This is a genomic window from Nocardia mexicana NBRC 108244 (genome assembly GCF_001613165.1).
In the GTDB taxonomy this organism is placed as follows: domain Bacteria; phylum Actinomycetota; class Actinomycetes; order Mycobacteriales; family Mycobacteriaceae; genus Nocardia; species Nocardia mexicana.
Genome location: NZ_BDBV01000104.1, coordinates 1 through 18,612 on the forward strand (window position 1 = coordinate 1; position 18,612 = coordinate 18,612).

The window sequence follows — 18,612 nt, forward strand, 5'->3', positions numbered from 1 at the left end:
AGCCCCAGCCCTGCTCGACGGCGATCTTGGCCCACTTCTTCTGCTCTTCGGTGGCGTTGTTGAAGAAGATGTTGGCGAAACCCGGGCCCGCGGCGTACATGAACGCGGCCGGGTTCGCGCCCAGCACCAGCTCGGCGATGGCCCAGTAGGCGGAGCGCGGGAACTCGAGACCACCCAGCTCTGGGTGAATGGCGAAGGAGTCCCAGCCGCCGTCCTGCAGCGTGCGATAGCTCTTCTTGAACGATTCGGGCAGCGAGACGGTGTGCGTCTCCGGGTCGAAGACCGGCGGGTTGCGGTCGGCGTCGGCGAAGGATTCGCCCAGCGGGCCCTCGGCGAGACGGCGGACCTCGTTGATCATCTCCTTGACGGTGTCGGCGTCCAGATCGCCGAATGCGCCGCTCTCCAGGATCGAACCCAGGCCCAGGACCTCGAAGAGGTTGAACTCCAGGTCGCGGACGTTGCTCTTGTAGTGACCCATTTTTCTCTCCATTGAGGTTGGTGCGGTCCGGTTGTCCCGTTCCCGCCCGTTGTCTCCACCGGGTAGCCGTCAACCTGCTACTCGCGGGTAACTTACACCGTATATTACCGGCGGGTAATGGATCCTTCAAAGGACTGAGCGGGGGATGTGACGCGATGAACAGTCCGGTCCCGGCGTTTCGGCCTGGTCACGCCCGGATCCGCGCCTCCGAGCATCGGTCGGCGATATCCACCGAGATCAGAACAGGCCAGGTAGCACCGCATATTCACGATGTCCGGAGGGCTGCGGGTTACCGTTGGGCGTGCGCATCGAGACGAGTGCGGGACCCGCGGAGATCGAGCTGGACAAGCCGAGGAAGGCGGCGTTCCTGCTGTTGCTGACCCACGGTTCGGGCGGCGGGGTCGACGCGAAGGATCTGCTCGCCGTGCGCGACTGCGCGGCGGGTCTCGGCGGCGCGGTGGCCCGCGTCGTACAGCCCTACCGGGCCGCCGGACGACGCGCTCCCGGTTCCACGAGCGTGCAGGATGCCGCCTGGCTGGAGATCGTGGCCGCACTGCGCAAGAAGGTGCGCGGGGTCCCCCTGATCCAGGGCGGGCGCAGCAACGGGGCCCGGGTCGCCTGCCGCACCGCAATCGATGCCGATGCGAAAGGTGTTGTGGCGCTGTCGTTCCCGCTGCACCCGCCGGGGAAGCCGGAGAAGACGCGCCGCGACGAGCTACTGGCCGCGCGGCCGATCGAGGTCGTCGTGATCAACGGCGCCCGCGACCCCTTCGGAATCCCGGACGCCGCCGACGCGGCCGAGGTGAAAGTTGTCCCCAACCAACCACATTCGTTCCGCGGCGGCTTCGACCTGATCACCGAGACCGTGGAGCCGTGGTTGCGCCGGTGGAGCGAAAGCCACTGAGCCGCAACGAATTACGTACCCTCGGCCGGGTTTACCGAGATGGCCTGCTGTTCCAGGTCGGGGACGGCGCGGACGGCGACGACCAGGGCGTCGATGGCATCGCCCGCCTCGGTGGGCCGTAGTACGCGGTCGGCGACGCGGATGCGGATATGGTCGCCCGCCGCGGCCAGGTCGGCCATCACATCGTTCGGACTGAACAGGATCGACGGGTCCTGCGGGCCGCCGTGCCCCTCGGTGAGGTTGGTGGAGTCGTGGCCGAGCACCAGCAGGGTGCCGCCGGGTGAGAGCAGGTCGGCGGCGTCCCGGACCAGGGCGCGGCGCTGCTGTTCGGGCAGGTGCAGGTAGGTCAGCAGGATCAACTCGAACGGGCCGGTGATCCCGGCGGCGTCCAGATCCGTCACGTCGGCGCACTGCCACGCGATACGTCCGCGCACCGACCGCGACAGCCGCGATGCGACCGTGCGGCCCTTATCGATGCCGACCTGCGAGAAGTCCACGGCCCGCACCTGCCAGCCGTGCGTGGCCAGCCACAGCGCGTTGCGCCCCTCCCCGCAGGCCAGATCCAGCGCCCGCGGCAGCGCGGGCGGCGCCTCACCGGGCGCATCCGGCTGCAGCGGGGTCCGCCGCTCCAGCCCGAAGACGTGCTCGACCACGGTCCCGTTCGGCGGTGCGCCCCACACCAATTCGCTCTGCGCATACCGCGCATCCCAGTCGGCCGCGTCCATGCACCGAGTGTATGGGCCGCGCCGCCCGCGCCACCGCCGACCGGCGGGTAGTCGGGCGCCGATACCGAACCATTGCGGGTGCGGACATCGGCCACACACGGCGCGCAGACCTGCCCGACATCGGATCGGTGGCGCTGACCGAACCGCACGGCGGCACGCGGTCCGAAAACTGCTTGTGCACCCCGGAAGAATCTCGGTGTGGACATCGACTATCGCTGGCGCGCAGACGCATCCGACTCCGAACTGGTGGACCTGACCGTGTCGCACGGTGGCGCGCCCGAACCCGGGTGGTGGGACCGGGTACGCCCGCACAGCTTCGGATGGATGACGGCGCGCACGCCGAACGGCGCCCTGATCGGATTCGCGAACGTCGTCTCCGACGGCGGCTGCCATGCCTTCCTGCTCGATCCGAAGGTGCGGCCCGATCACCAGCACCGCGGGATCGGCACGGAACTGGTGCGGCGCTGCGCGGAGGCCGCCGCGCAGGCCGGATGCACCTGGTTCCATGTCGACTTCGATCCGGAGCTGAAGCCGTTCTACTTCGACGCCTGTGGATTCCGCCCGACAGACGCCGGGCTGATCGCACTGTGAGCAGGGCTCGCCGACCGAGCACGTGAACGACACCCCGCGCCGGATCCCGGCGCGGAAACCGATCCGGGCAGATGGACCCGTCCTACAGCGTGGTGCGCATAAGCAGCACGTTGTACTGACTGTGCACCGTGGTGAGGAAGTACAGGTCGCGGCCGGTCTGGTAGGGGAAGATCGACGGGGCGTAGGCCGTGGGCAGCTCTCGGGTGTCGATCAGCACCTCCGGCTCGGTCCACGGGCCCTCCGGTGACGATGCGCGCCGCATCACCACCGAATTCCACGGGTCCGTGGTCAGCATGAGGTACTGCCCGAGGTAGTCGTTCCACATGACCGACAGCTCGCCGACGCCGCCGGCGATCGGGGCGGCCGCGTTCACATCGCCCTTGACCCAGCGCCCGCCGTCCCAGTACTCGTATTCGCCGAGGTTCTGAATGTCGTTGGCGCGCACGCGGGCCACGTAGGCGGCCTGGTTGCGGCCCGACGGCGTGCCGTACTCGAAGACCCAGTCGCCCTCCTTCGCGAAGGCGTTCATCTGGAACTTCGCGTTCCCACCCTCGTTGGGGCGCCGGGTGAAGCCCAGGTCGGCCCAGGTCTCGCCGTTGTCGGCGGAGGCGGCCAGGCCGGAGAAGTTCGTGGTCCACTCGCCGACGTCGTCCCAGCTCTGCACCGACATCAGGCTCATGTACTGCACGCCGTTGACGGCGATGCCCGCGGTGGGAATGCGGCTGATCTCCACGAACGGAATCTTCGGGCTGGGGATCAGATCCCGGGCCTGGCCGAAGATATCGCGCACCACGCTGTCGTAGAAGATGCCGTTCACCGGATTCTGGGTGTGGCTGCGCAGCAGGATATTGCTGCGCCAGGCCCAGGTGCTGCCGGAGAGCAGGTTGGGCAGGCCGAATCCGGCGCTGTCGCCGTAAGCGGTGAGCATTTCGCCGTGTCCGTTGTCCCACATGATGCCCAGGTCGGTGCCGAGCACGTTGTAGCTCTCGGTCCGGTTGGGACTGGCCAGGCCGGTCACCTGGAATACGGCATCGGTGCGGCCCGGTAACTGCGGTAGGCCGTTGGTGCCGTTGAGCACCGGGAACGGATTGATCGCATTGGGATTTGCCGCGGCGGGAGCGGTGGCGGTCAGCAGCACGGCCGAGGCGCCCGCTATCGCAGACAGCAGGATGGAGACGGTCCTGGTCAAGTCGGTGAGCCCTCCGGATCCAAGCGGGTACGGCGCACCGGTGGAGCTTGTGACGCCGCACTCGAAAATCGACTGGCTGGCACGAGCGAGCAAATGCTAGCAGCGAATCGGCGCGGAACCGGTTTGTCTCACCAGGTTTCGGGGTAAAGCACTATCTTTGGGCTGAATTGTTATTTCTTCGACAGTGCCTGCCGCACCAGCAGCGGCAACTGTGTGGCGCGCTCGATGCCGAGGGTGCGCCGCACGCCCGCATGCCAGCTGCGGTCGAACAGCCGCTTGGCGCTTGTCACCGCGTGCGGTGAGCGTGCCGCGATCCGATCTGCCAGCTTCTCCGCCGCCGCCCGCGGGTCGGCGGTCACCTCGGTGACCAGGCCGATGCGCTCGGCGTAGGCGGCGTCGACCGGATCGGCGGTCATGGTCAGCAGCAGCGCCTTGTCGACGCCGATCAGCCGCGACAGGGTGGCCGCGCCGGTCATATCCGGGATCAGGCCGTGCTTGGCCTCCATCACCGAGAAGTCCGCGTCGGGGGTGGCGAACCGGATATCGGCGGCGAGCGCCAGCTGCAGTCCGCCGCCGTAGCAATGCCCGTGCACGGCCGCGATCACCGGCTGCGGCAGCCGCCGCCACGCCCAGCACGCCTCCTGGAAGGTATTGGTGCCGCGCCACGGGATCGGTACGAAGTTGCGCACGATGGTCAGCGGATCGCCGACCGCTTTGGCGATATCGAGGCCGCTGGAGAAGCTGGGCCCGTTGCCGGTCAGGATCACCGCGCGGATGTCGTCGCGCCCGCCGATCACCCGGGCCACCTTGACCAGATCACCGAGCATCTCGATGGTCAGGCCGTTGTGTTTGTCGGCGCGGTCCAGTGCGACATAGGCACGGTCACCATCGAAGGTGAGGGAAACATTGCTCATCACTGGACTCCTGACGTCTTACCCACCCCCGCCCCGGGGAGGCACGGCAAGTCTCTCAGGCCGCAGCGGCCTCATTCCCGCCCGGTGCTCAGTTGATCGAGGAGGATTTGGGCGCACCGGGCGGGATCGTCGTAGAACGGGGTGTGGCCGCTGCCGGGGAGGGTCAGGTGGCGGGCGTCGGGCAGCCATGCGCGGGCCCGGCGGCTCTGGGTGGCGTAGGTCAGCAGGATGTCCCGGTTGCCCCACGCGACGGTGACCGGGATGCGGTCGAGGCGGCCGCCGTCCTGCAGGCGCGCATCGGCGAAAGAGGCCAGGGCGGCATCGAATCCGGGAGCGTCGATGGCCCCCGCGGCGGTGTCGATCGCGACCCGGGTGCCGACCGCCCACGGCTTGCCGAACACCAGGCTCAGGAAGGCGGTGCGCCCCGCGGCCGTGCCGAGCAGCGTCGGCATCGCGGGTCGCATCCGACGACCCAGGCTCTTGGAGCGGCCGAGCGCCTGCTGACACCACACCCGCCCGGCGACGGACCAGAATCCGATCGGCGAGAACGCGGTCACCGAGCGCGCCAGACCGCGTGCGCCCAGATTCAGCACGATCAGCCCGCCCATGGAATTGCCCGCCAGGTGGGGTTGCTCCAGGCCCTGCTCGTCGAGGAATGCGGCGAGCCCGTCGGTGAGCGTGTCGACGGTGGTGGACTCCAGCGGATCGGAGCCGCCGAAACCCGGCAGGTCCACGGCGAACACCTCGAACGACTGCGCGAGGGTTTCGATGACCGGCTCCCACACCTCCCAGCGGCTGCCGACGCCGTGGACCAGGACCAATGGTTCGCCCGAACCGACTCGGTGGTGGTTCAGCATGCTCCTCAACTTCCCCGCGCCGATGATGGGACCGCCGCCCACAGTAGCAACGATTGACGCAACGCCAACAGGGCCGACGCCCCGGTTTCCGCCCGGTCACAAGCCGGTTCGGAGACATGGCCGCACCCACCCGATCGCGGGTACGATAAATGGTATGGCTACCCGTAAGGTGACGTTATCCCTGGACGCGGCGTCCTGGTCGTACGCCGAGCAAGCGGCAGCCCGTGCCGGAATGTCCCCGTCCGCGTGGATTTCCCGGGCCGCCCGGCGCGAGGCGGTGCGCACCGGTTGCGTCCCCGGACCGGAACCGACAGAACTCGCGACCGCCGACGAGGCCGAGCTGATCGCCGCCGAGGAGGCGATGCGTGCGCAGGGGTGAACTGTGGATCTACAACCCGCACGGTTCGCCCCGGCGCCGCAATGTCGTCCTCATCTCCAGCGACGGCATCAATGAATCCCCGCGCCCCTGGCTGATCGCGGCCGAGGTGGTCGACGAGGACCCGCTGGACATTCTCGCCGTCTCCGTACCCGACCACGGCTGGGTGCATGCCGGGAACCTGGGCCGCATCTACCGAGGCTGGCTCGCCGAACGCATCGGTGAGGTCGATACCGAGACCCTGGAGCGGCTCGATACGGCGCTGCGCGCCGCGATGGATTTGTGAGCCATCAGCCGATTCGAGTCGCCGACTGTTCCCGGACCGCGCAATACGGCAGGATCACGACGGCGGTTGTGCCGCCGCCCCGACACACCACATTGCGAGAATCGAGGAACCGTTGAGGATTTCGCTGATTGCCGCCGCCTTCGTCGCGCTGCCTTTGCTGGCGGCATGCGGCGGGTCGGACCACTCGGAACACGAGTCGAAGATCACCCAGGCGGACCTGTCCAAGGCCCTGCAGGACAGCGGCCTCAAGGACACCAAGATGGCCGACTGCGCCGCCGAACACTATGTCAACGAGGGCATTTCGCAAGACGGCCTGAAGATCATGACCAAGCCCGGGACCAACGCGCAGACCTCGGATCCCGCCGCCATGGGCCTGAGCCAGGGCGATGCCGACAAGGCCCGCGAGGCCACCAAGAAAATCGTCTCGGAATGCCTGCAGTGAGCCCCTGCGCCCGGTGCTCCGAATGTGTCCGATATTTCCGGCCGAAAATGGCATGGAGTTAGCTGGACACTCGCTAAGCTTGGGCCGTCTCCTCGCGAGACACCTTGCAGAGCGGGCCGCGATTGCCCCCGCGGCCCGCTATCGCATCTGTTCGGTGAAGTCTCCAGGGGGAGCGCTGATGCCCAAACTGCTCGATCAGAAGACGGCTGCGGAACAACTACTTTCGGACATCCTCGCGGCCGGCTACACCGTTGACCAGTTCATTGCCCTGCTACGCGTGGACCCGTTCGAAGATACCCGGCCGATGCCGCCGATATCCGAGAGCGACTTCTGGATCATTCCACCGCTGCGTGCCGGGTGAGATCGGCTCGGCAGGGGTTGCTGTCCGCTCGCCCGGCGGGCGGATTCACCCGATCCGCCGGAAACGCACGACGTCCTCCCAAATGCTGCCGCGGGCATCCAGGAATTCGAATCCGTCGCCCTCGACGAGATCGCGCAGTTCGCGCTCGCTCAGGCGGTCCGGGTCGAGGAATATCTCCTGGAATGCGAGCACCCCGCCCGGCTTCACGACGCGGGCGAGTTCGCGGAGGCAGGCCGACTTGTCCGGCACCTCACCGATGACCGCGACCAGGAACGCGACGTCGAATGCGCTGTCCTCGAACGGCAGTCCCGCGCCGGCGTCTCCGGCATGGAATCCGGTGTTGCGGCAGCCGGCGCGCTCGAGGTTGCGCCGGGCCTTGTCCAGCATTTCCGGCTGAATATCGAACAGGTCGAGCCGGCCGTGCGGCAGCCGCCGGGCCACCTCCACGCTGAAGTATCCCGGGCCCGGGCCCAACTCCAGGACATGCTCCGCCCCTTCCAGCTCCAGCCGGTCGGCGAGGCCGCCCGGGTTGGACAGGAGCCGGCGAATCGGGTTGTCCAAGACGAACGCGAATTGATGTGGGAACGGGAACGATCCGACTCGGCGGGTCTGCCTGATGACGGTATCCATCCAGGTTGTCGGCACGGGGCCCTCCTCGAATTGGCAGCTTAGGTAAGCCTAACTTCGAAGGGTCTCGGCGTCCATGGTTCTTGTGCGCCAATGTCTTCCGGTCCGGGCCGCCATCAGGTCCACGTTGCCGATTCCGGATCGACGCCGTGGGCGCGCGCATTGGCGTCGATGATGTCGCGAAACCACAGGGTCAGGCCGGGCTCGAGGGAGTCGTAGAAGGCGGCGAAATCCGGGTCGGCGATGAACCTGCGGCCCAGGCAGACCTGCATCGAGTGGGTGCAGTCGAAGTGGGCGCCGATCGAGGCGCGGTGCCGTTCCGCCAGCGCGTTCGCCTCGTCGGATCCGGGCGCCACCCCGGCTCGGTGGGCCGCGGCCAGATCGGCGTTCAGCACCTCGACATCGTCGGAGATCTGCCGCCAGTCCTCGGCGGTCCGATTCGCGGCGCGTTCCGCGTACTGCGCCCACTCGGCGGTGTCGCCCCACAATTCGCGCGCCTCTTCGGCCCATTCGGGCCGCCAGTCCCGGCCGAAGATCGCCAGCTGTTCCTCGGCCGACAGCAGAATTCCGGACCTGCGAGCCTCGATCATGCGGTCGAGCGCGTCACCCATCTGCTGCAGCCGCGCGACGCGCTCGCGCAATTGATCGCGCTGGGTGCGCAGCGATGCCAGCGCATCGGTCGCCGATGCGTCCAGCAGGCTGGCGATCTCGTCGAGCGGCACGGCCAACTCGCGGTAGACCAGCACCCGATGGATCCGGGCGAGGTCCGCATCGGTGTAGAGCCGATAGCCGGAGCGAGTACGCCCCGACGGCCTGGCCAAGCCGATCGCATCCCAATGATGCAGGGCGCGCACGGTGACGCCGAGGCGCGACGCGACGTCGCCCACGGTGCGCCCCTCCTCGTACTCTCGGGTCACACCGTCCAGTCTGGCAGCCCTGGAGCATTTGCTCACCGCGCACCGGAGCGGGCCTCACCGGTCACTGGCCGGGTGCCGGGATTCCGACGGAATCGAGGTAGTCGGCCTGCGGACCGGCGGGGTCGTAGGGCCGCGCGGCCGTCATGATCACACGGATGTTTTCCGGGGTGGTGATCTCGAGCTCCACCGAACCCCACGGCATCGTCCGCGGTCCGGCGGTGCAGCCGGGCCGCAGTTCCGCACACACGGCGGCGATCTCGTCGATCTGGCTCAGTACGCAGGAAAAGCTCACGCTCACGGCCGGTGCCGCGGCCGGACGCTCGCCCGGGACGAGCAGAACATCCTGGAACGCCCACCGCCGCAGGTGCGTCACCTGCCCCGAAGCCGAGAACAGATCGATGAAACCCAGCCCGCGGCTCCAGAAGTCAACGGACACAGCCAAATCGGGAGTCGGCACCGTGACGAACATCGGCATCCCGTAGATGCCGCGGAAGGGTTCGGGAGCCACCGCGTCGGGCCCGGGAACGGGTACGGGACTGATCTCGAAGGCTGAGTAGGTGTCGGTCATGCGGCCATCGTCGACCCTCACGTTGCGTGAGGGTCAAGGGTTGATTGGCTAGTCATGGCGAGTACCGGTGAGGCAATAAACATGCTGGAAGCGGACCATATCGTTGGCGAGTGCAGGCAGCGTGGGGCGGGTTGCGGGCAGAATTCGTAGAAATTTCGTAGCGGTGGGCCTGTTGTTCGGCGCCGAGTTCGCCGACCCACAGATCGAGGGTTCGTCATCGCTGCCGCTGGCATGGCCGAGGAGGCGCACATCCTCGCTATCTGGGCGCTCGGCGGCAGCATCGGATCCGGCAGCAGCCTGCTGCTCCCGCTGTTCCTCATCATGACGATCACCGCCGCGACCACCTGGACTCTCACATTCGGTCGCGGACCGCTGGAACGGCTTATTGCCTGGATCTGCGCGCGGGCCGTCGCCCCTTGACCCTCCGTCGGCCCGACCGCGGAGCTGGTTGCCCGGCCAGCAGACGGCTCATGGTCGCGGAGCCGTGGGGGTGGGTCACACTGGTGCCGATGACGAGGAGCGATCCAGTGCGGCAGCCGAAGCGGCGTCGGCCGCGTGACCGGCGGCAGGCGATAGTGCGGGCTGCGGGCGAGCGGTTTGCCCGGGACGGCTATCACGGAACATCGATGGCCGATATCGCGGGGGCGGTCGGCATTTCCAGCACCGCGGTGTATCGGCATTTTCGCAATAAGCAGGACCTGCTCGGACGATGCTTCCTCGACGGGTTGGACACCACGCTCGATCGGCTGGCGAGGGCGTCGGGCTCCGACGACAGCGCGAACGGCGTGGTGATCGAACTGGTGCGGGTGTCGCTGGAGCTACGGGGCCTGCCGAGGTTGTGGCAGTTGGAGTTTCGCAGTCTCGCGGCGGCGGACCGTATGGCCGTCCTGGCTCGTGTGGTGCGGTTGACCGGGTTCCTGCGGACCGCGATCGTGGTGGATCGTCGTGAGTTGGGGACCACGGATGTGGAGTTGCTGAGCTGGTGCGCTCTGTCGGTGGCTGTCAGTCCCTCATACCACCGGGTGGAGTTGTCCGGCCCGGTGTTCGTGGAGGTGCTCGAGGATGCCGTCGCCGCGGTCGTGGACGCGCGGCTGCCGGTCGCGCCCGGCAGGGTGCCGACCGGTCCGCGGGCGCCGATCGACGAGGGCGACGCCGAGTTCGATCGGATGCTGCGCCCGGAACGGATGATCACGGCGGCGGCACGGTTGTTCAACACGCAAGGCTATGCGGCGGTCGGGGTCGAGGACATCGGCAGGGCGGTCGGAGTCTCCGGCCCCGCCGTCTATCACCATTTCACCAGCAAGGCCGAGCTGCTCAACGAGATCATCGAGCGCAACGACCAGTGGATCCGCCTCTACACTTCGCGAGCGCTGGCCGAGGGCCGCGACGCCCGCGAGTCGCTGCATCTACTGCTGCGGTATTTCGCGCAGTTCGCCTCGGAACAGCCGGATCTGGTCGGCACCACCGTCAGCGAGGTCGGCCATCTGCCGACGGAGCTGTCGGCGCGGTATCGGCGAGCACATCGCGACGGAATCGTGCGGTGGGCGCGGCTGCTCCAGGCCGCACGGCCCGAATTGCCGATTGCGGTGGCGCGCGTACGGGTCCAGGCGATCACCACCATGGTCATCGACGCCGTTCGCAATCCGAGGATCGCCGGGCTCCCGGGCCTGGTGGATGCGCTGGTCGTGATCGGGGACCGGATCGCCTTCGCTGACGCTTCTGCCGACCCTACGTAGAGACAGTGTTCTACGTTATCCGCAATGAACTTAACGCGGATTCGAGCAGGAGTCTCAGACTCCATCAATCGCCATTTGCTTAGCGGTGAGTAACTTACGGTTGCGTAGCGAGCTATCTCTGCGTCAGAGTAGGGCCCCGAACGGCCGGGACGCTCGCCGTGTGGCCCCGACTCCGCGGTTGGGCGCGCCGGAAGTCGACTGCTCTCGGTCGGCCCGTGAGCGATGCGCGCGAAACCAGCGAGGTGACAGGGTGAGACCGGAAGGTGAGACCAGGGTGCGGGGCACGCAGCTCAAACGGTATGTCGCACTCGGTGATTCGTTCACCGAGGGGGTCGGCGACGACGACCCCGCATACCCGAACGGCTCCCGGGGCTGGGCAGATCGGGTAGCGGCCGCGCTCGCCCGGACCGATCCCGGATTCGAATACGCCAACCTCGCCATACGCGGCCGGTTGATGCGCGGCGTCGTCGACGAGCAATTGCCCCACGCTTTGGCGCTGCGGCCGGATCTCGTCACCATTTCCGCCGGTGGCAACGACATCCTGCGACCGCAGGTGGATCTCGATCAATTGGTCGACAGCTACGCCGAGATGGTTCGTGCGCTGCGCGCGACCGGTGCCCGGGTGCTCGTGTTCACCGCGTTCGACGGCACCTGGAATCCGATCTATCGGATGCTGCGTGGGCGCATGGCCATCTACAACGAACTGATTCGCGAGTTCGCCGACGACCTGGGTGCCGAGATCGTCGATTTCTGGCGGATGGGCGATTTCGCGGACCCGCGCCTGTGGTCGTGGGACCGACTGCACCTGAGCACCGCCGGGCATGAACGCATGGCCGCCGCGGTCTTGGAGGTGCTCGGATTCCCGGACCCGTTGCACCCCGCGCCCCTACCCTCCGTCCCGCCGCGGTCTGACCGGGCGAGGCGTCGCGAAGATCTCGTGTGGGCCAAGGAGTTCCTGGCTCCCTGGATCATGCGCCGGATCAAGGGCACCTCGTCCGGCGACGGCCTGGCACCGAAATACCCGGCCTACGTGCGCGCCGCAGACATCGACCTGCTGGCGTCGTCATCCTATTGACGAAGGCGAGGGCACGACGGCCACCGGCTGTCGGACCGGCAGGTTGTGCCGGTATCCGCAGCGCCGACGACCGTGGCCAGTTCTGTCTCCCGCGTGAGATTCTCCGTGTTGGGCAGGATCTCGCGGACGTAAGCGGCGGCTCCGGCGGCGCGCCTGGGTGATTCGCGATCACCCTTGTGTTGCCCCAGGTTTGTGTTCAGCTTCGATCCAGGCGGCGATCATGCGTGCGGTCATGTCGAGGATCTCGTGCCGTTCGGTGCTGCCGGTCTCGATCACGCCCGTCCGGAGTACGGCGGCGAAGCCGGTGTTGACGAGCACGAAAGCCATGGTGTCGTAGTCGTTGTGGTTGGCAGGGCCGAGGATTCGGGTCAGTAGCGCTGTGGTGAGGGTGTGCAGGCGTGGTTCGAGTTCGGGTAGGCCGCTGGTGGGGAACTGCACGGTGGCTACCAGTGCCCGTACCAGTGGTGCGTGGGCGACGAGTTCGTCGGTGAGGGTGTGCAGGATGTCGGCGATGAGCTCCTCGGTGGTCTCACCCGACATGTGGAGCAGGCGTTGGGTGAAGCACCATTCGACGGTGCCGATCAGTCCTGCGAGCAGGTCGTCGGCGATCGCGGTGCGGTCGGCGAAGTGACGGTAGACGGTGCCGATGCTGACTCCGGCTTCGGCCGCGATGCGGTTGGTGGAGGTGTTGGCGATGCCACGCTGTCCGAAAAGCTTTGCGGCAGTGTCGAGGATGTGCTGCCGGGTTGCTTTGGCGCGTTCCTGTGTCGGGTGGCGATGGTGTGCTGCGGTTTTGGTTGGCATCGCATGTTCCGGCCTGAGATGTGGCAGGGAGTCCTTCGGCGTCGCGGCGGCAGGGGTCAGGTCGTGGCGGTGAGGGTGCCGTAGGCGATGCCGCCGTGGGCGTAGGTGGGGCGGATGGGCCAGAACCGTTTCCAGTCGGCGAGTTCGGTGGACGGCAGGATCTGCAGCCAGCGGGGGTCGCGGCGGCAGCGGTCGGCCATGGTCTTCTCTTTGATCATGGAGTCGTATTGGTCGAGGGAGTCCTCGAGGGTGTTGGCGTTGGGGCAGATCTCGCGGCGGTAGGTCCGGTGGTAGCGGCGCAGGCCGGGAATCTTCGACAGGTCGGGTTGCCAATTATCGAGGCTGATGCCGTTTTCCGAGGAGATCCAGACGCCGTCGGGGGTGTTGATGGCCAGGGAGTGGTTGCCGTCGGTGTGTCCCGGTGTCCACAGCAGCGCGATGCCGGGGCCGAGTTCGATGTCGCCGTCGAATCGCACGAACTTGTCGGGGTCTACTCCGGCCAGGCCGTCGGCGACGTACCAGGCCCACTGCATCGGGTGCAGTGATTCCAGGGTGGCCAGCTCGCGGCGGTGCACGAGCATTTTGGCGTTGCCGAAGATCGGTGCGCGAGGCCGGGTTTCGCCGGGAACGAGCGTGGTGCTGCCCAGGATCATGCGCGGGTCCTGGACGTGGAGGTGGTCGAAGGTACAGAAGTCGATGTGCTCGGGTGACAGTCCCAGTTCGGTGAGGACGTCGCCGGGTTCGTTGTAGTACTTCAGCAACAATGCCTGTGAGATCCTCCGGCCGCCCGGGATGCTCGAGGCGAGCCGGTCGAGGCGGGCGTAGAACGGTGCTTCGGCCGAGCCGGCCGCGACGGTGGGCTCGAAGACGAGGGTGCGGTGCCGGCCGTCGAAGTCGTCGTACTGCACGACGACCATCCGGTTGATCATCGCGATCAGCGGCAGATGCGGGACGTCGACGGCATTGTGGAACGCGAACGCGACCGGGTAAGGCGCGGCAGCGATATCGACGGACTTGACCGCCTTGATCCGGCCCTGCCTGACGAACCGCGACTTGTACGTTTCGGCCGCGGCGCGGACCGCGGCCAGTCGATCCCCACGCGGCCAAACATCGTGGACGCCTTCGAATTCCGGGATCGGGCGGGCGCCGATCGCGGCCAGTTCATCGGTGCGGGTGTGGGTCATCGAGACCTCCTTCGAGCTGTCGTGGTCGCCGGGCGCGTGGCCCGGCTTGCGGGATTCGCCCGGCGCGGTGTGCCGGATGTCGAGCTGGGGTGAAGGTGGCGGCGGTGCTGGTGTGACAGGCGGCGTGGGTGACCGGGTCGCGCATCACAGCCTCCCCGTGTCGGCCAGCCATCGGCGCACCCTGGTCATGCCCTCGGTGAGGTCGACCTTCGGTTCGTAGCCGAGCGTGCGGCGCGCCTTCTCGATCGAATAGGTGCCGGTGCGGCACAGATACCGGACCGCGGTCGGGTTGGCCTCGCTATCTGCGCGGCAAACCCGAGCGGCCGTGCTCATCGCCCGCGCGAGAGCGAGCGCTACCGGTGTCGGTACGACAATCGGGCCGCGCCTGCCCAGCATCGCGTAATAGTGACCGAAGAACTCCGCGCAGGACACGCCCACACCGCCGCCGAGCGTGAACACCTGCCCGACGGCATGCGGCGAGTCCGCGGCGAGCAGGATTCCGTCGACGAGGTCGTCGATATACACCGGGCTGAAGATGCCCCTGCCCATCGCGGGCAACACGAATCGGTCCGCCTTGATCATCGCCACCGGCAGCACCGTCCACGGGCGCGATCCGGGACCATAGACGTCGGCCGGGCGGACGATCGTCACGGGTAGCCGCCCGGCCGCGTGGGCCTGCAACACGACCTGCTCCGCGGCCACCCGGGTGTCGACATACGGGTTGCCGTCGGGCCGCACCGGATGCTCCTCGGTCACACCGTCGGGGAACCCGAGGTCGGAGAACGCGCGCACCGACGACACGTACACAAATCGGGTGCATCCGGCGGTCGCCGCGGCGTCGAGGACGGCGCGGGTTCCGGCTGTGTTCACCCGCCACGCTGTCTCCAGATCGGGACGGTTGGACACCAGCGCCGCGGTGTGGATCACCCACTCCGCCCCGGCGACCGAATCCTGCCATCTCCCAGGGGAACTGATGTCACCGGCCACGACCCCGCGCGCGGGATCAGCGCGCAGGTCCGTCCCGCACACCTCATGCCCCGCGGCCGCCAGGCGTGTTGCGAGCGCACGGCCGATGAATCCGTTGGCACCGGTGATGAAAACCTTGGTCACATGCCGCCTTTCGCCCGCCGTACAGGTTCCGAGAATCATGCCCAGCGGGCACCCGATCGCTCCAGCCGATGCCGGGCCAGCACGTTACGATTTCCGGACGCAGTGCCGAGGATGATGCCGTGATCACTACCGACCAGCTCAGGCCACCGGCCAGCGCCGCCTTGCTGGTCCGCGTCGGCGGTGACCACGGCGTGCCGACGGAGGTGTGCCTGACCAGGACCGGGATCACCGCTGACCAGCTCGACGACCCCGACTACGCCGTACCGGCGGGAGCCGAGCTGCAGATCGTGCGCAACCTGCAAGCGGCCCTGCCCGACGTCGATGCGCTCGGGCTGGAAGCCGGCCGCCGATACCATGTGACCACCCACGGCGTCTGGGGGTTCGCGCTGGCCAGCTGCCGCGACGGCTGGGAAGCCCTCGAACTCGGGGTGCGGTTCCTCGGACTCACCTGGGCCTTCTGCGACATCAGCCCGCACGTCGACAACGACACGGTACGAATGATTTTCGACGACCACGCGGTCCCCGACGATGTCCGGGCCTTCCTGGTGCAGCGCGAGATCGCCTCGGTCGTCACCGTCGCCCGCGAGGTCGGCGGCCTGCCCACCGCCCCGGCGGCCATCCACCTGCGCCAGCCCGCACCGGCCTCGGTGACACCCTTCACCGAATTCCTCGGAGCCCCACCCGTTTTCGACGCGGACGTCAACTACCTCGAGATTCCGGCGGCCCTGCTCGACGCCCCGCTTCCGCAAGCCGACACCCACACCGCTGCGCTGACCCGAACCCAATGCCACGATCTGCTCGAACACTGGCGCGCCCGAACCGGATACACCGGCACGGTCCGACAGATACTGGTGCGCACCCCCGGTCACATGCCCGGTATCGAGGAGGTCGCCGACCAGCTCCACCTCAGCTCCCGCACCCTGCGGCGCCGCCTCGGTGAGGAGGGCATCACCTTCCGCCACCTCGTCGACGACGTCCGCCGGGCTCTCGCCGACGAGCTACTCACCAGCGGAAACCTCAGCATCCACCAGATCGCACACCGCCTCGGCTACAACGCCACATCCGCCTTCACCGCCGCGTTCACCCGCTGGCACGGCACTCCACCGAGCGCCTACCGCCACCCCGAGAGCCTGTGATCCGCCGCTGCTCGATCCAGCCGTCCCAGCGGCGTACCCCCAGTGGCACCAACAGCTCGCCGATGCCGCCGATCCCAGTGGAAGGCCACCGAGTTGTGCGGCCAGCCCTTTCAACGCCGCCGCTACCTGTGCCAGGTCGCCGATATCGGCGACTGCCGATCGGCGAAATCTGACGGCACCGGGCAGAGTGAGGGGTGATGCGTTCGAGCGGCCGCTCCCCGGCCAGCCCGAACAACCTTGTGAGCGGCGTTACAGAGCTCCTTCAGGTGATTTCGGCGGCTGTGGCATCAATTCCACGACCATCGAGATCTCGCGAAGATCTCGACGCAGTGGGCGCCGGAGGTGTGGCCTCGAGATGCGGACGCCCGGGCGCGCGTAAGCGACGGTCGGATACGCAACGTTCGGCGTGTACTCCGGCCCCGGTGGATAGCTTCTGGCTATCGTTGCGTGCGCCATTGTTGGTGTCTCGATCCGTATGTCTGATCGCTCGTGCAGCGTGCCCGCTCCCGGGCAGGGGTGCACCGATTCGCCGGAAGGCGGTACGCAGTGACGATTCGCAGGGAATCCGGCCGACTCGGACCGATGAACAGGCGCAGGATGCTGCGCGCTACCGGATCGAGCATGGCGGCCGGAGCGTTGGCGATGCTCGGACTGACCGCAACGGCCCCACCGGCCGCCGCGGAGTCTTGCCGCGCGTGCACGAGAAGGGTCTGCGGACCACCGTGCCGGGTTAGCCAAAGTGCGTGCAGCAACTGTTATCGGATCGACGTCCCGCAACAATGCCGGCAATGCTCAGGTCAGCAGTGAAGGACGCGGTGGTGCCCGTTGACTGGTCGGGGTGACGCTGTCACGGCTGCGGTCGGCACGCCACGGGCTGGCGACCGTGGCCCGGTGGAACCGGTCTGCCCCTAGTGCATTCCTTCAGTGCAAGTTCCCGGAGTGCACGCCCATCGGCGGTGATCGAATGTTGGGGGCGTGGGTGTCTAGGCGGGAATCGTTGATTCGGTGAGGTGGACGAGGTCGTCGACGGTGCTGGGTATCGAGGTGGTGCGGACTCGGTTGTGCTCGTCGATCAGTACCGCGAGGGGTGTGGCGTCGATACCGAGGCCGTTGGTGAATTCGTCGTTGTCGTCGCCTGCGATCGTGAGCCAGGCGGGCAACCCGGTGTCGTAGAGGTGGCGGACGGCGTCGGTGGAGGTGATGAGCACGGTTGCGATGCGGGGCGCCGGGATCGGGGTATGGCGGATGTCGTCGAGAAGGTCGTGGCAGGCGGGACAGGACACGCTGACGAATACCAGGACCCGTGGGCGGCCCTGCCATTGAGCCGGGTCCATGGGCAGCCCGTCGCGGCCGCGCAGGTCGACCTCGGGTAGCGCTGTTCCCGCGGTCGGCGTGAGGACGGACTGTTGCCGGAGCACGTTTTCGGCCTGCTCGAGTACTGGTGCGATCCTGGCCATGAGCCCGATCAGCAGCAGCCCTTCGGCGGCGACCGCGACGACCAGCAGCACGATGACCACGATCCAGGGCCACGACATCAGATCGAACTCCTTGCCATTGTGTCGGTGAAGCGCCGCGAGCCGGTCGTGAGCCGACCGACGGCGGTGACCAGGCCGATGATCACCAGCCCGGTCACCGCGGCCAAGGCGAGTGCGAGGTTGTCGGCGCCGGTGACCGGCACATATGGGAGGGTGGCAACGGCTACTGCGGCGAGGGCCGCGATGACGTTCTCCGCGGCCAGGCTCCAGCTGATACGACGGCGGCGGTGCGGGCCGCGGCAGCCGCAGTCGAAGGAGCGGCCCCGGGTCAGGTTGGCGGCGATCCCTGCCGCGAACGCCAGATGCAGCATCGCCGCGCCGACTGCCGCGCCTCGCACACCCACTCCGGTCAGCAGGGCCAGCCCGACCACGATCTCGGCGCCGGTCAACAACGCCGCGGCCAGCGGAACCATCCGTTCCGGGAGAAGCCGGTATCGCGCCACGGCCACCTGCGTGCTGGCCGGCTGCCGCAGCTTCGCGGCGCCACTGACCAGCAACCGGACCGCCAGCAGCAGCCGCAAGACCACCATCAGCACCGGCACCACGCCCGCTGACGCCGCATTCACCTCAACCAACCTCCAGACAACACCGCACGATGACCCCTTGCGCCCGACAAGCCATCTCGCCACTCTGCACACCGACCACGATGCGCAATAGGTATCACACGAGGTAAGTCCCTTCGCTTCGCGACACCCGCCCCTCCCGAGGCGATCTACCCGCCAACACGACGCTTCTGCTCCAACGCGCACGCCCAGGACCGCCGATACTCGCAGCACCTCCACCAGTTGGGCGTGTCC

Annotated in this window: 23 protein-coding genes; 10 read left to right on the top strand and 13 right to left on the bottom strand. The window is 67.7% G+C overall.

What is annotated here, in order from left to right:
• On the bottom strand, window positions 1–478 hold a 478-nt coding region (locus tag NM1_RS33755; protein ID WP_169814366.1), incomplete at its 3' end, for an acyl-CoA dehydrogenase family protein.
• Between the two features lie 301 nt (window positions 479–779).
• On the opposite strand from NM1_RS33755, the gene NM1_RS33760 reads away from it, so the two are divergent.
• Window positions 780–1,382: an alpha/beta hydrolase family protein gene (locus NM1_RS33760; protein ID WP_068029601.1), complete on the top strand. Its 603-nt coding sequence runs from the start codon at window positions 780–782 to the stop codon at window positions 1,380–1,382.
• A gap of 11 nt (window positions 1,383–1,393) precedes the next feature.
• Here NM1_RS33760 and NM1_RS33765 read toward each other — a convergent pair whose 3' ends face one another.
• Complete coding sequence (locus NM1_RS33765; RefSeq protein WP_068029603.1) at window positions 1,394–2,107, bottom strand: class I SAM-dependent methyltransferase; 714 nt, start codon at window positions 2,105–2,107, stop codon at window positions 1,394–1,396.
• 198 nt (window positions 2,108–2,305) lie between these two features.
• Between NM1_RS33765 and NM1_RS33770 the strand changes: the two genes are divergently transcribed.
• Window positions 2,306–2,698: a GNAT family N-acetyltransferase gene (locus tag NM1_RS33770; RefSeq protein WP_068029607.1), complete on the top strand. Its 393-nt coding sequence runs from the start codon at window positions 2,306–2,308 to the stop codon at window positions 2,696–2,698.
• A gap of 82 nt (window positions 2,699–2,780) precedes the next feature.
• On the opposite strand, the gene NM1_RS33775 is transcribed toward NM1_RS33770, so the two are convergent.
• From NM1_RS33775 to NM1_RS33785, 3 genes are all read right to left on the bottom strand, one after another.
• The gene (locus tag NM1_RS33775; protein ID WP_068029611.1) at window positions 2,781–3,887 is read right to left on the bottom strand and encodes a glycoside hydrolase family 183 protein; all 1,107 of its coding nucleotides are present in this window, start codon (window positions 3,885–3,887) and stop codon (window positions 2,781–2,783) included.
• A gap of 170 nt (window positions 3,888–4,057) precedes the next feature.
• Window positions 4,058–4,801, bottom strand: a complete 744-nt coding sequence (locus NM1_RS33780) for a crotonase/enoyl-CoA hydratase family protein (protein ID WP_068029614.1) — start codon at window positions 4,799–4,801, stop codon at window positions 4,058–4,060.
• 71 nt (window positions 4,802–4,872) lie between these two features.
• On the bottom strand, window positions 4,873–5,658 hold the full coding sequence (locus tag NM1_RS33785) for an alpha/beta fold hydrolase (RefSeq protein WP_068029617.1): 786 nt from the start codon (window positions 5,656–5,658) through the stop codon (window positions 4,873–4,875).
• 154 nt (window positions 5,659–5,812) lie between these two features.
• On the opposite strand from NM1_RS33785, the gene NM1_RS33790 reads away from it, so the two are divergent.
• The 4 genes from NM1_RS33790 (at window position 5,813) to NM1_RS33805 (ending at window position 7,123) form a co-directional block, all read left to right on the top strand.
• Window positions 5,813–6,037 carry a hypothetical protein gene (locus NM1_RS33790; RefSeq protein WP_068029620.1) on the top strand — a complete coding sequence of 75 codons (225 nt, stop codon included), beginning with the start codon at window positions 5,813–5,815 and terminating at the stop codon, window positions 6,035–6,037.
• A complete protein-coding gene (locus NM1_RS33795) occupies window positions 6,024–6,320 on the top strand; it encodes a putative type II toxin-antitoxin system PemK/MazF family toxin (RefSeq protein WP_068029623.1) in 297 nt (98 codons plus the stop codon). The genes NM1_RS33790 and NM1_RS33795 overlap by 14 nt, the downstream gene beginning before the upstream one ends.
• A gap of 112 nt (window positions 6,321–6,432) precedes the next feature.
• A complete protein-coding gene (locus tag NM1_RS33800; RefSeq protein ID WP_068029625.1) occupies window positions 6,433–6,762 on the top strand; it encodes a hypothetical protein in 330 nt (109 codons plus the stop codon).
• Between the two features lie 178 nt (window positions 6,763–6,940).
• Window positions 6,941–7,123 carry a hypothetical protein gene (locus NM1_RS33805; protein ID WP_068029628.1) on the top strand — a complete coding sequence of 61 codons (183 nt, stop codon included), beginning with the start codon at window positions 6,941–6,943 and terminating at the stop codon, window positions 7,121–7,123.
• Between the two features lie 45 nt (window positions 7,124–7,168).
• Here NM1_RS33805 and NM1_RS33810 read toward each other — a convergent pair whose 3' ends face one another.
• The 3 genes from NM1_RS33810 to NM1_RS33820 all read right to left on the bottom strand — a co-directional run bounded on the left by NM1_RS33810 (window position 7,169) and on the right by NM1_RS33820 (window position 9,235).
• Window positions 7,169–7,753 (bottom strand): class I SAM-dependent methyltransferase, encoded by a 585-nt coding sequence (locus tag NM1_RS33810; protein WP_068029630.1) that lies wholly within the window; start codon window positions 7,751–7,753, stop codon window positions 7,169–7,171.
• Between the two features lie 113 nt (window positions 7,754–7,866).
• Complete coding sequence (locus tag NM1_RS33815) at window positions 7,867–8,667, bottom strand: MerR family transcriptional regulator (RefSeq protein WP_246011526.1); 801 nt, start codon at window positions 8,665–8,667, stop codon at window positions 7,867–7,869.
• Window positions 8,668–8,728: 61 nt separating this feature from the next.
• On the bottom strand, window positions 8,729–9,235 hold the full coding sequence (locus tag NM1_RS33820; RefSeq protein WP_068029634.1) for a VOC family protein: 507 nt from the start codon (window positions 9,233–9,235) through the stop codon (window positions 8,729–8,731).
• A gap of 231 nt (window positions 9,236–9,466) precedes the next feature.
• On the opposite strand from NM1_RS33820, the gene NM1_RS33825 reads away from it, so the two are divergent.
• From NM1_RS33825 to NM1_RS33835, 3 genes are all read left to right on the top strand, one after another.
• On the top strand, window positions 9,467–9,655 hold the full coding sequence (locus NM1_RS33825; protein ID WP_068029637.1) for a hypothetical protein: 189 nt from the start codon (window positions 9,467–9,469) through the stop codon (window positions 9,653–9,655).
• 89 nt (window positions 9,656–9,744) lie between these two features.
• The gene (locus tag NM1_RS33830) at window positions 9,745–10,971 is read left to right on the top strand and encodes a TetR/AcrR family transcriptional regulator (RefSeq protein WP_169814367.1); all 1,227 of its coding nucleotides are present in this window, start codon (window positions 9,745–9,747) and stop codon (window positions 10,969–10,971) included.
• Between the two features lie 250 nt (window positions 10,972–11,221).
• Window positions 11,222–12,046: an SGNH/GDSL hydrolase family protein gene (locus NM1_RS33835; protein WP_246011527.1), complete on the top strand. Its 825-nt coding sequence runs from the start codon at window positions 11,222–11,224 to the stop codon at window positions 12,044–12,046.
• A gap of 168 nt (window positions 12,047–12,214) precedes the next feature.
• Here the strand turns inward: NM1_RS33835 and NM1_RS33840 are convergent, their stop codons facing one another.
• From NM1_RS33840 to NM1_RS33850, 3 genes are all read right to left on the bottom strand, one after another.
• The gene (locus NM1_RS33840; RefSeq protein WP_068029646.1) at window positions 12,215–12,850 is read right to left on the bottom strand and encodes a TetR/AcrR family transcriptional regulator; all 636 of its coding nucleotides are present in this window, start codon (window positions 12,848–12,850) and stop codon (window positions 12,215–12,217) included.
• Between the two features lie 56 nt (window positions 12,851–12,906).
• Window positions 12,907–14,034: an MBL fold metallo-hydrolase gene (locus tag NM1_RS33845; RefSeq protein WP_068029649.1), complete on the bottom strand. Its 1,128-nt coding sequence runs from the start codon at window positions 14,032–14,034 to the stop codon at window positions 12,907–12,909.
• A gap of 144 nt (window positions 14,035–14,178) precedes the next feature.
• Complete coding sequence (locus NM1_RS33850; protein ID WP_246011528.1) at window positions 14,179–15,144, bottom strand: NAD-dependent epimerase/dehydratase family protein; 966 nt, start codon at window positions 15,142–15,144, stop codon at window positions 14,179–14,181.
• Window positions 15,145–15,263: 119 nt separating this feature from the next.
• On the opposite strand from NM1_RS33850, the gene NM1_RS33855 reads away from it, so the two are divergent.
• On the top strand, window positions 15,264–16,280 hold the full coding sequence (locus tag NM1_RS33855) for an AraC family transcriptional regulator (RefSeq protein ID WP_068029694.1): 1,017 nt from the start codon (window positions 15,264–15,266) through the stop codon (window positions 16,278–16,280).
• Window positions 16,281–17,263: 983 nt separating this feature from the next.
• Here NM1_RS33855 and NM1_RS33860 read toward each other — a convergent pair.
• Together NM1_RS33860 and NM1_RS33865 are read right to left on the bottom strand one after the other, a co-directional pair.
• Window positions 17,264–17,815 carry a TlpA family protein disulfide reductase gene (locus tag NM1_RS33860; RefSeq protein ID WP_068029656.1) on the bottom strand — a complete coding sequence of 184 codons (552 nt, stop codon included), beginning with the start codon at window positions 17,813–17,815 and terminating at the stop codon, window positions 17,264–17,266.
• Window positions 17,815–18,381, bottom strand: a complete 567-nt coding sequence (locus tag NM1_RS33865) for a MauE/DoxX family redox-associated membrane protein (RefSeq protein WP_068029659.1) — start codon at window positions 18,379–18,381, stop codon at window positions 17,815–17,817. The genes NM1_RS33860 and NM1_RS33865 overlap by 1 nt, the downstream gene beginning before the upstream one ends.
• Window positions 18,382–18,612 lie beyond the last annotated feature (231 nt).

Excerpts from the sequence above, each read along its gene's own strand:
- NM1_RS33810 (WP_068029630.1), bottom strand. The coding sequence starts at position 7,753 with ATGGATACCGTCATCAGGCAGACCCGCCGAGTCGGATCGTTCCCGTTC.
- NM1_RS33805 (WP_068029628.1), top strand. The coding sequence starts at position 6,941 with ATGCCCAAACTGCTCGATCAGAAGACGGCTGCGGAACAACTACTTTCG.
- NM1_RS33790 (WP_068029620.1), top strand. The coding sequence starts at position 5,813 with ATGGCTACCCGTAAGGTGACGTTATCCCTGGACGCGGCGTCCTGGTCG.
- NM1_RS33840 (WP_068029646.1), bottom strand. The coding sequence starts at position 12,850 with ATGCCAACCAAAACCGCAGCACACCATCGCCACCCGACACAGGAACGC.
- NM1_RS33860 (WP_068029656.1), bottom strand. The coding sequence starts at position 17,815 with ATGTCGTGGCCCTGGATCGTGGTCATCGTGCTGCTGGTCGTCGCGGTC.
- NM1_RS33765 (WP_068029603.1), bottom strand. The coding sequence starts at position 2,107 with ATGGACGCGGCCGACTGGGATGCGCGGTATGCGCAGAGCGAATTGGTG.
- NM1_RS33785 (WP_068029617.1), bottom strand. The coding sequence starts at position 5,658 with ATGCTGAACCACCACCGAGTCGGTTCGGGCGAACCATTGGTCCTGGTC.
- NM1_RS33825 (WP_068029637.1), top strand. The coding sequence starts at position 9,467 with ATGGCCGAGGAGGCGCACATCCTCGCTATCTGGGCGCTCGGCGGCAGC.
- NM1_RS33845 (WP_068029649.1), bottom strand. The coding sequence starts at position 14,034 with ATGACCCACACCCGCACCGATGAACTGGCCGCGATCGGCGCCCGCCCG.
- NM1_RS33780 (WP_068029614.1), bottom strand. The coding sequence starts at position 4,801 with ATGAGCAATGTTTCCCTCACCTTCGATGGTGACCGTGCCTATGTCGCA.
- NM1_RS33820 (WP_068029634.1), bottom strand. The coding sequence starts at position 9,235 with ATGACCGACACCTACTCAGCCTTCGAGATCAGTCCCGTACCCGTTCCC.
- NM1_RS33830 (WP_169814367.1), top strand. The coding sequence starts at position 9,745 with ATGACGAGGAGCGATCCAGTGCGGCAGCCGAAGCGGCGTCGGCCGCGT.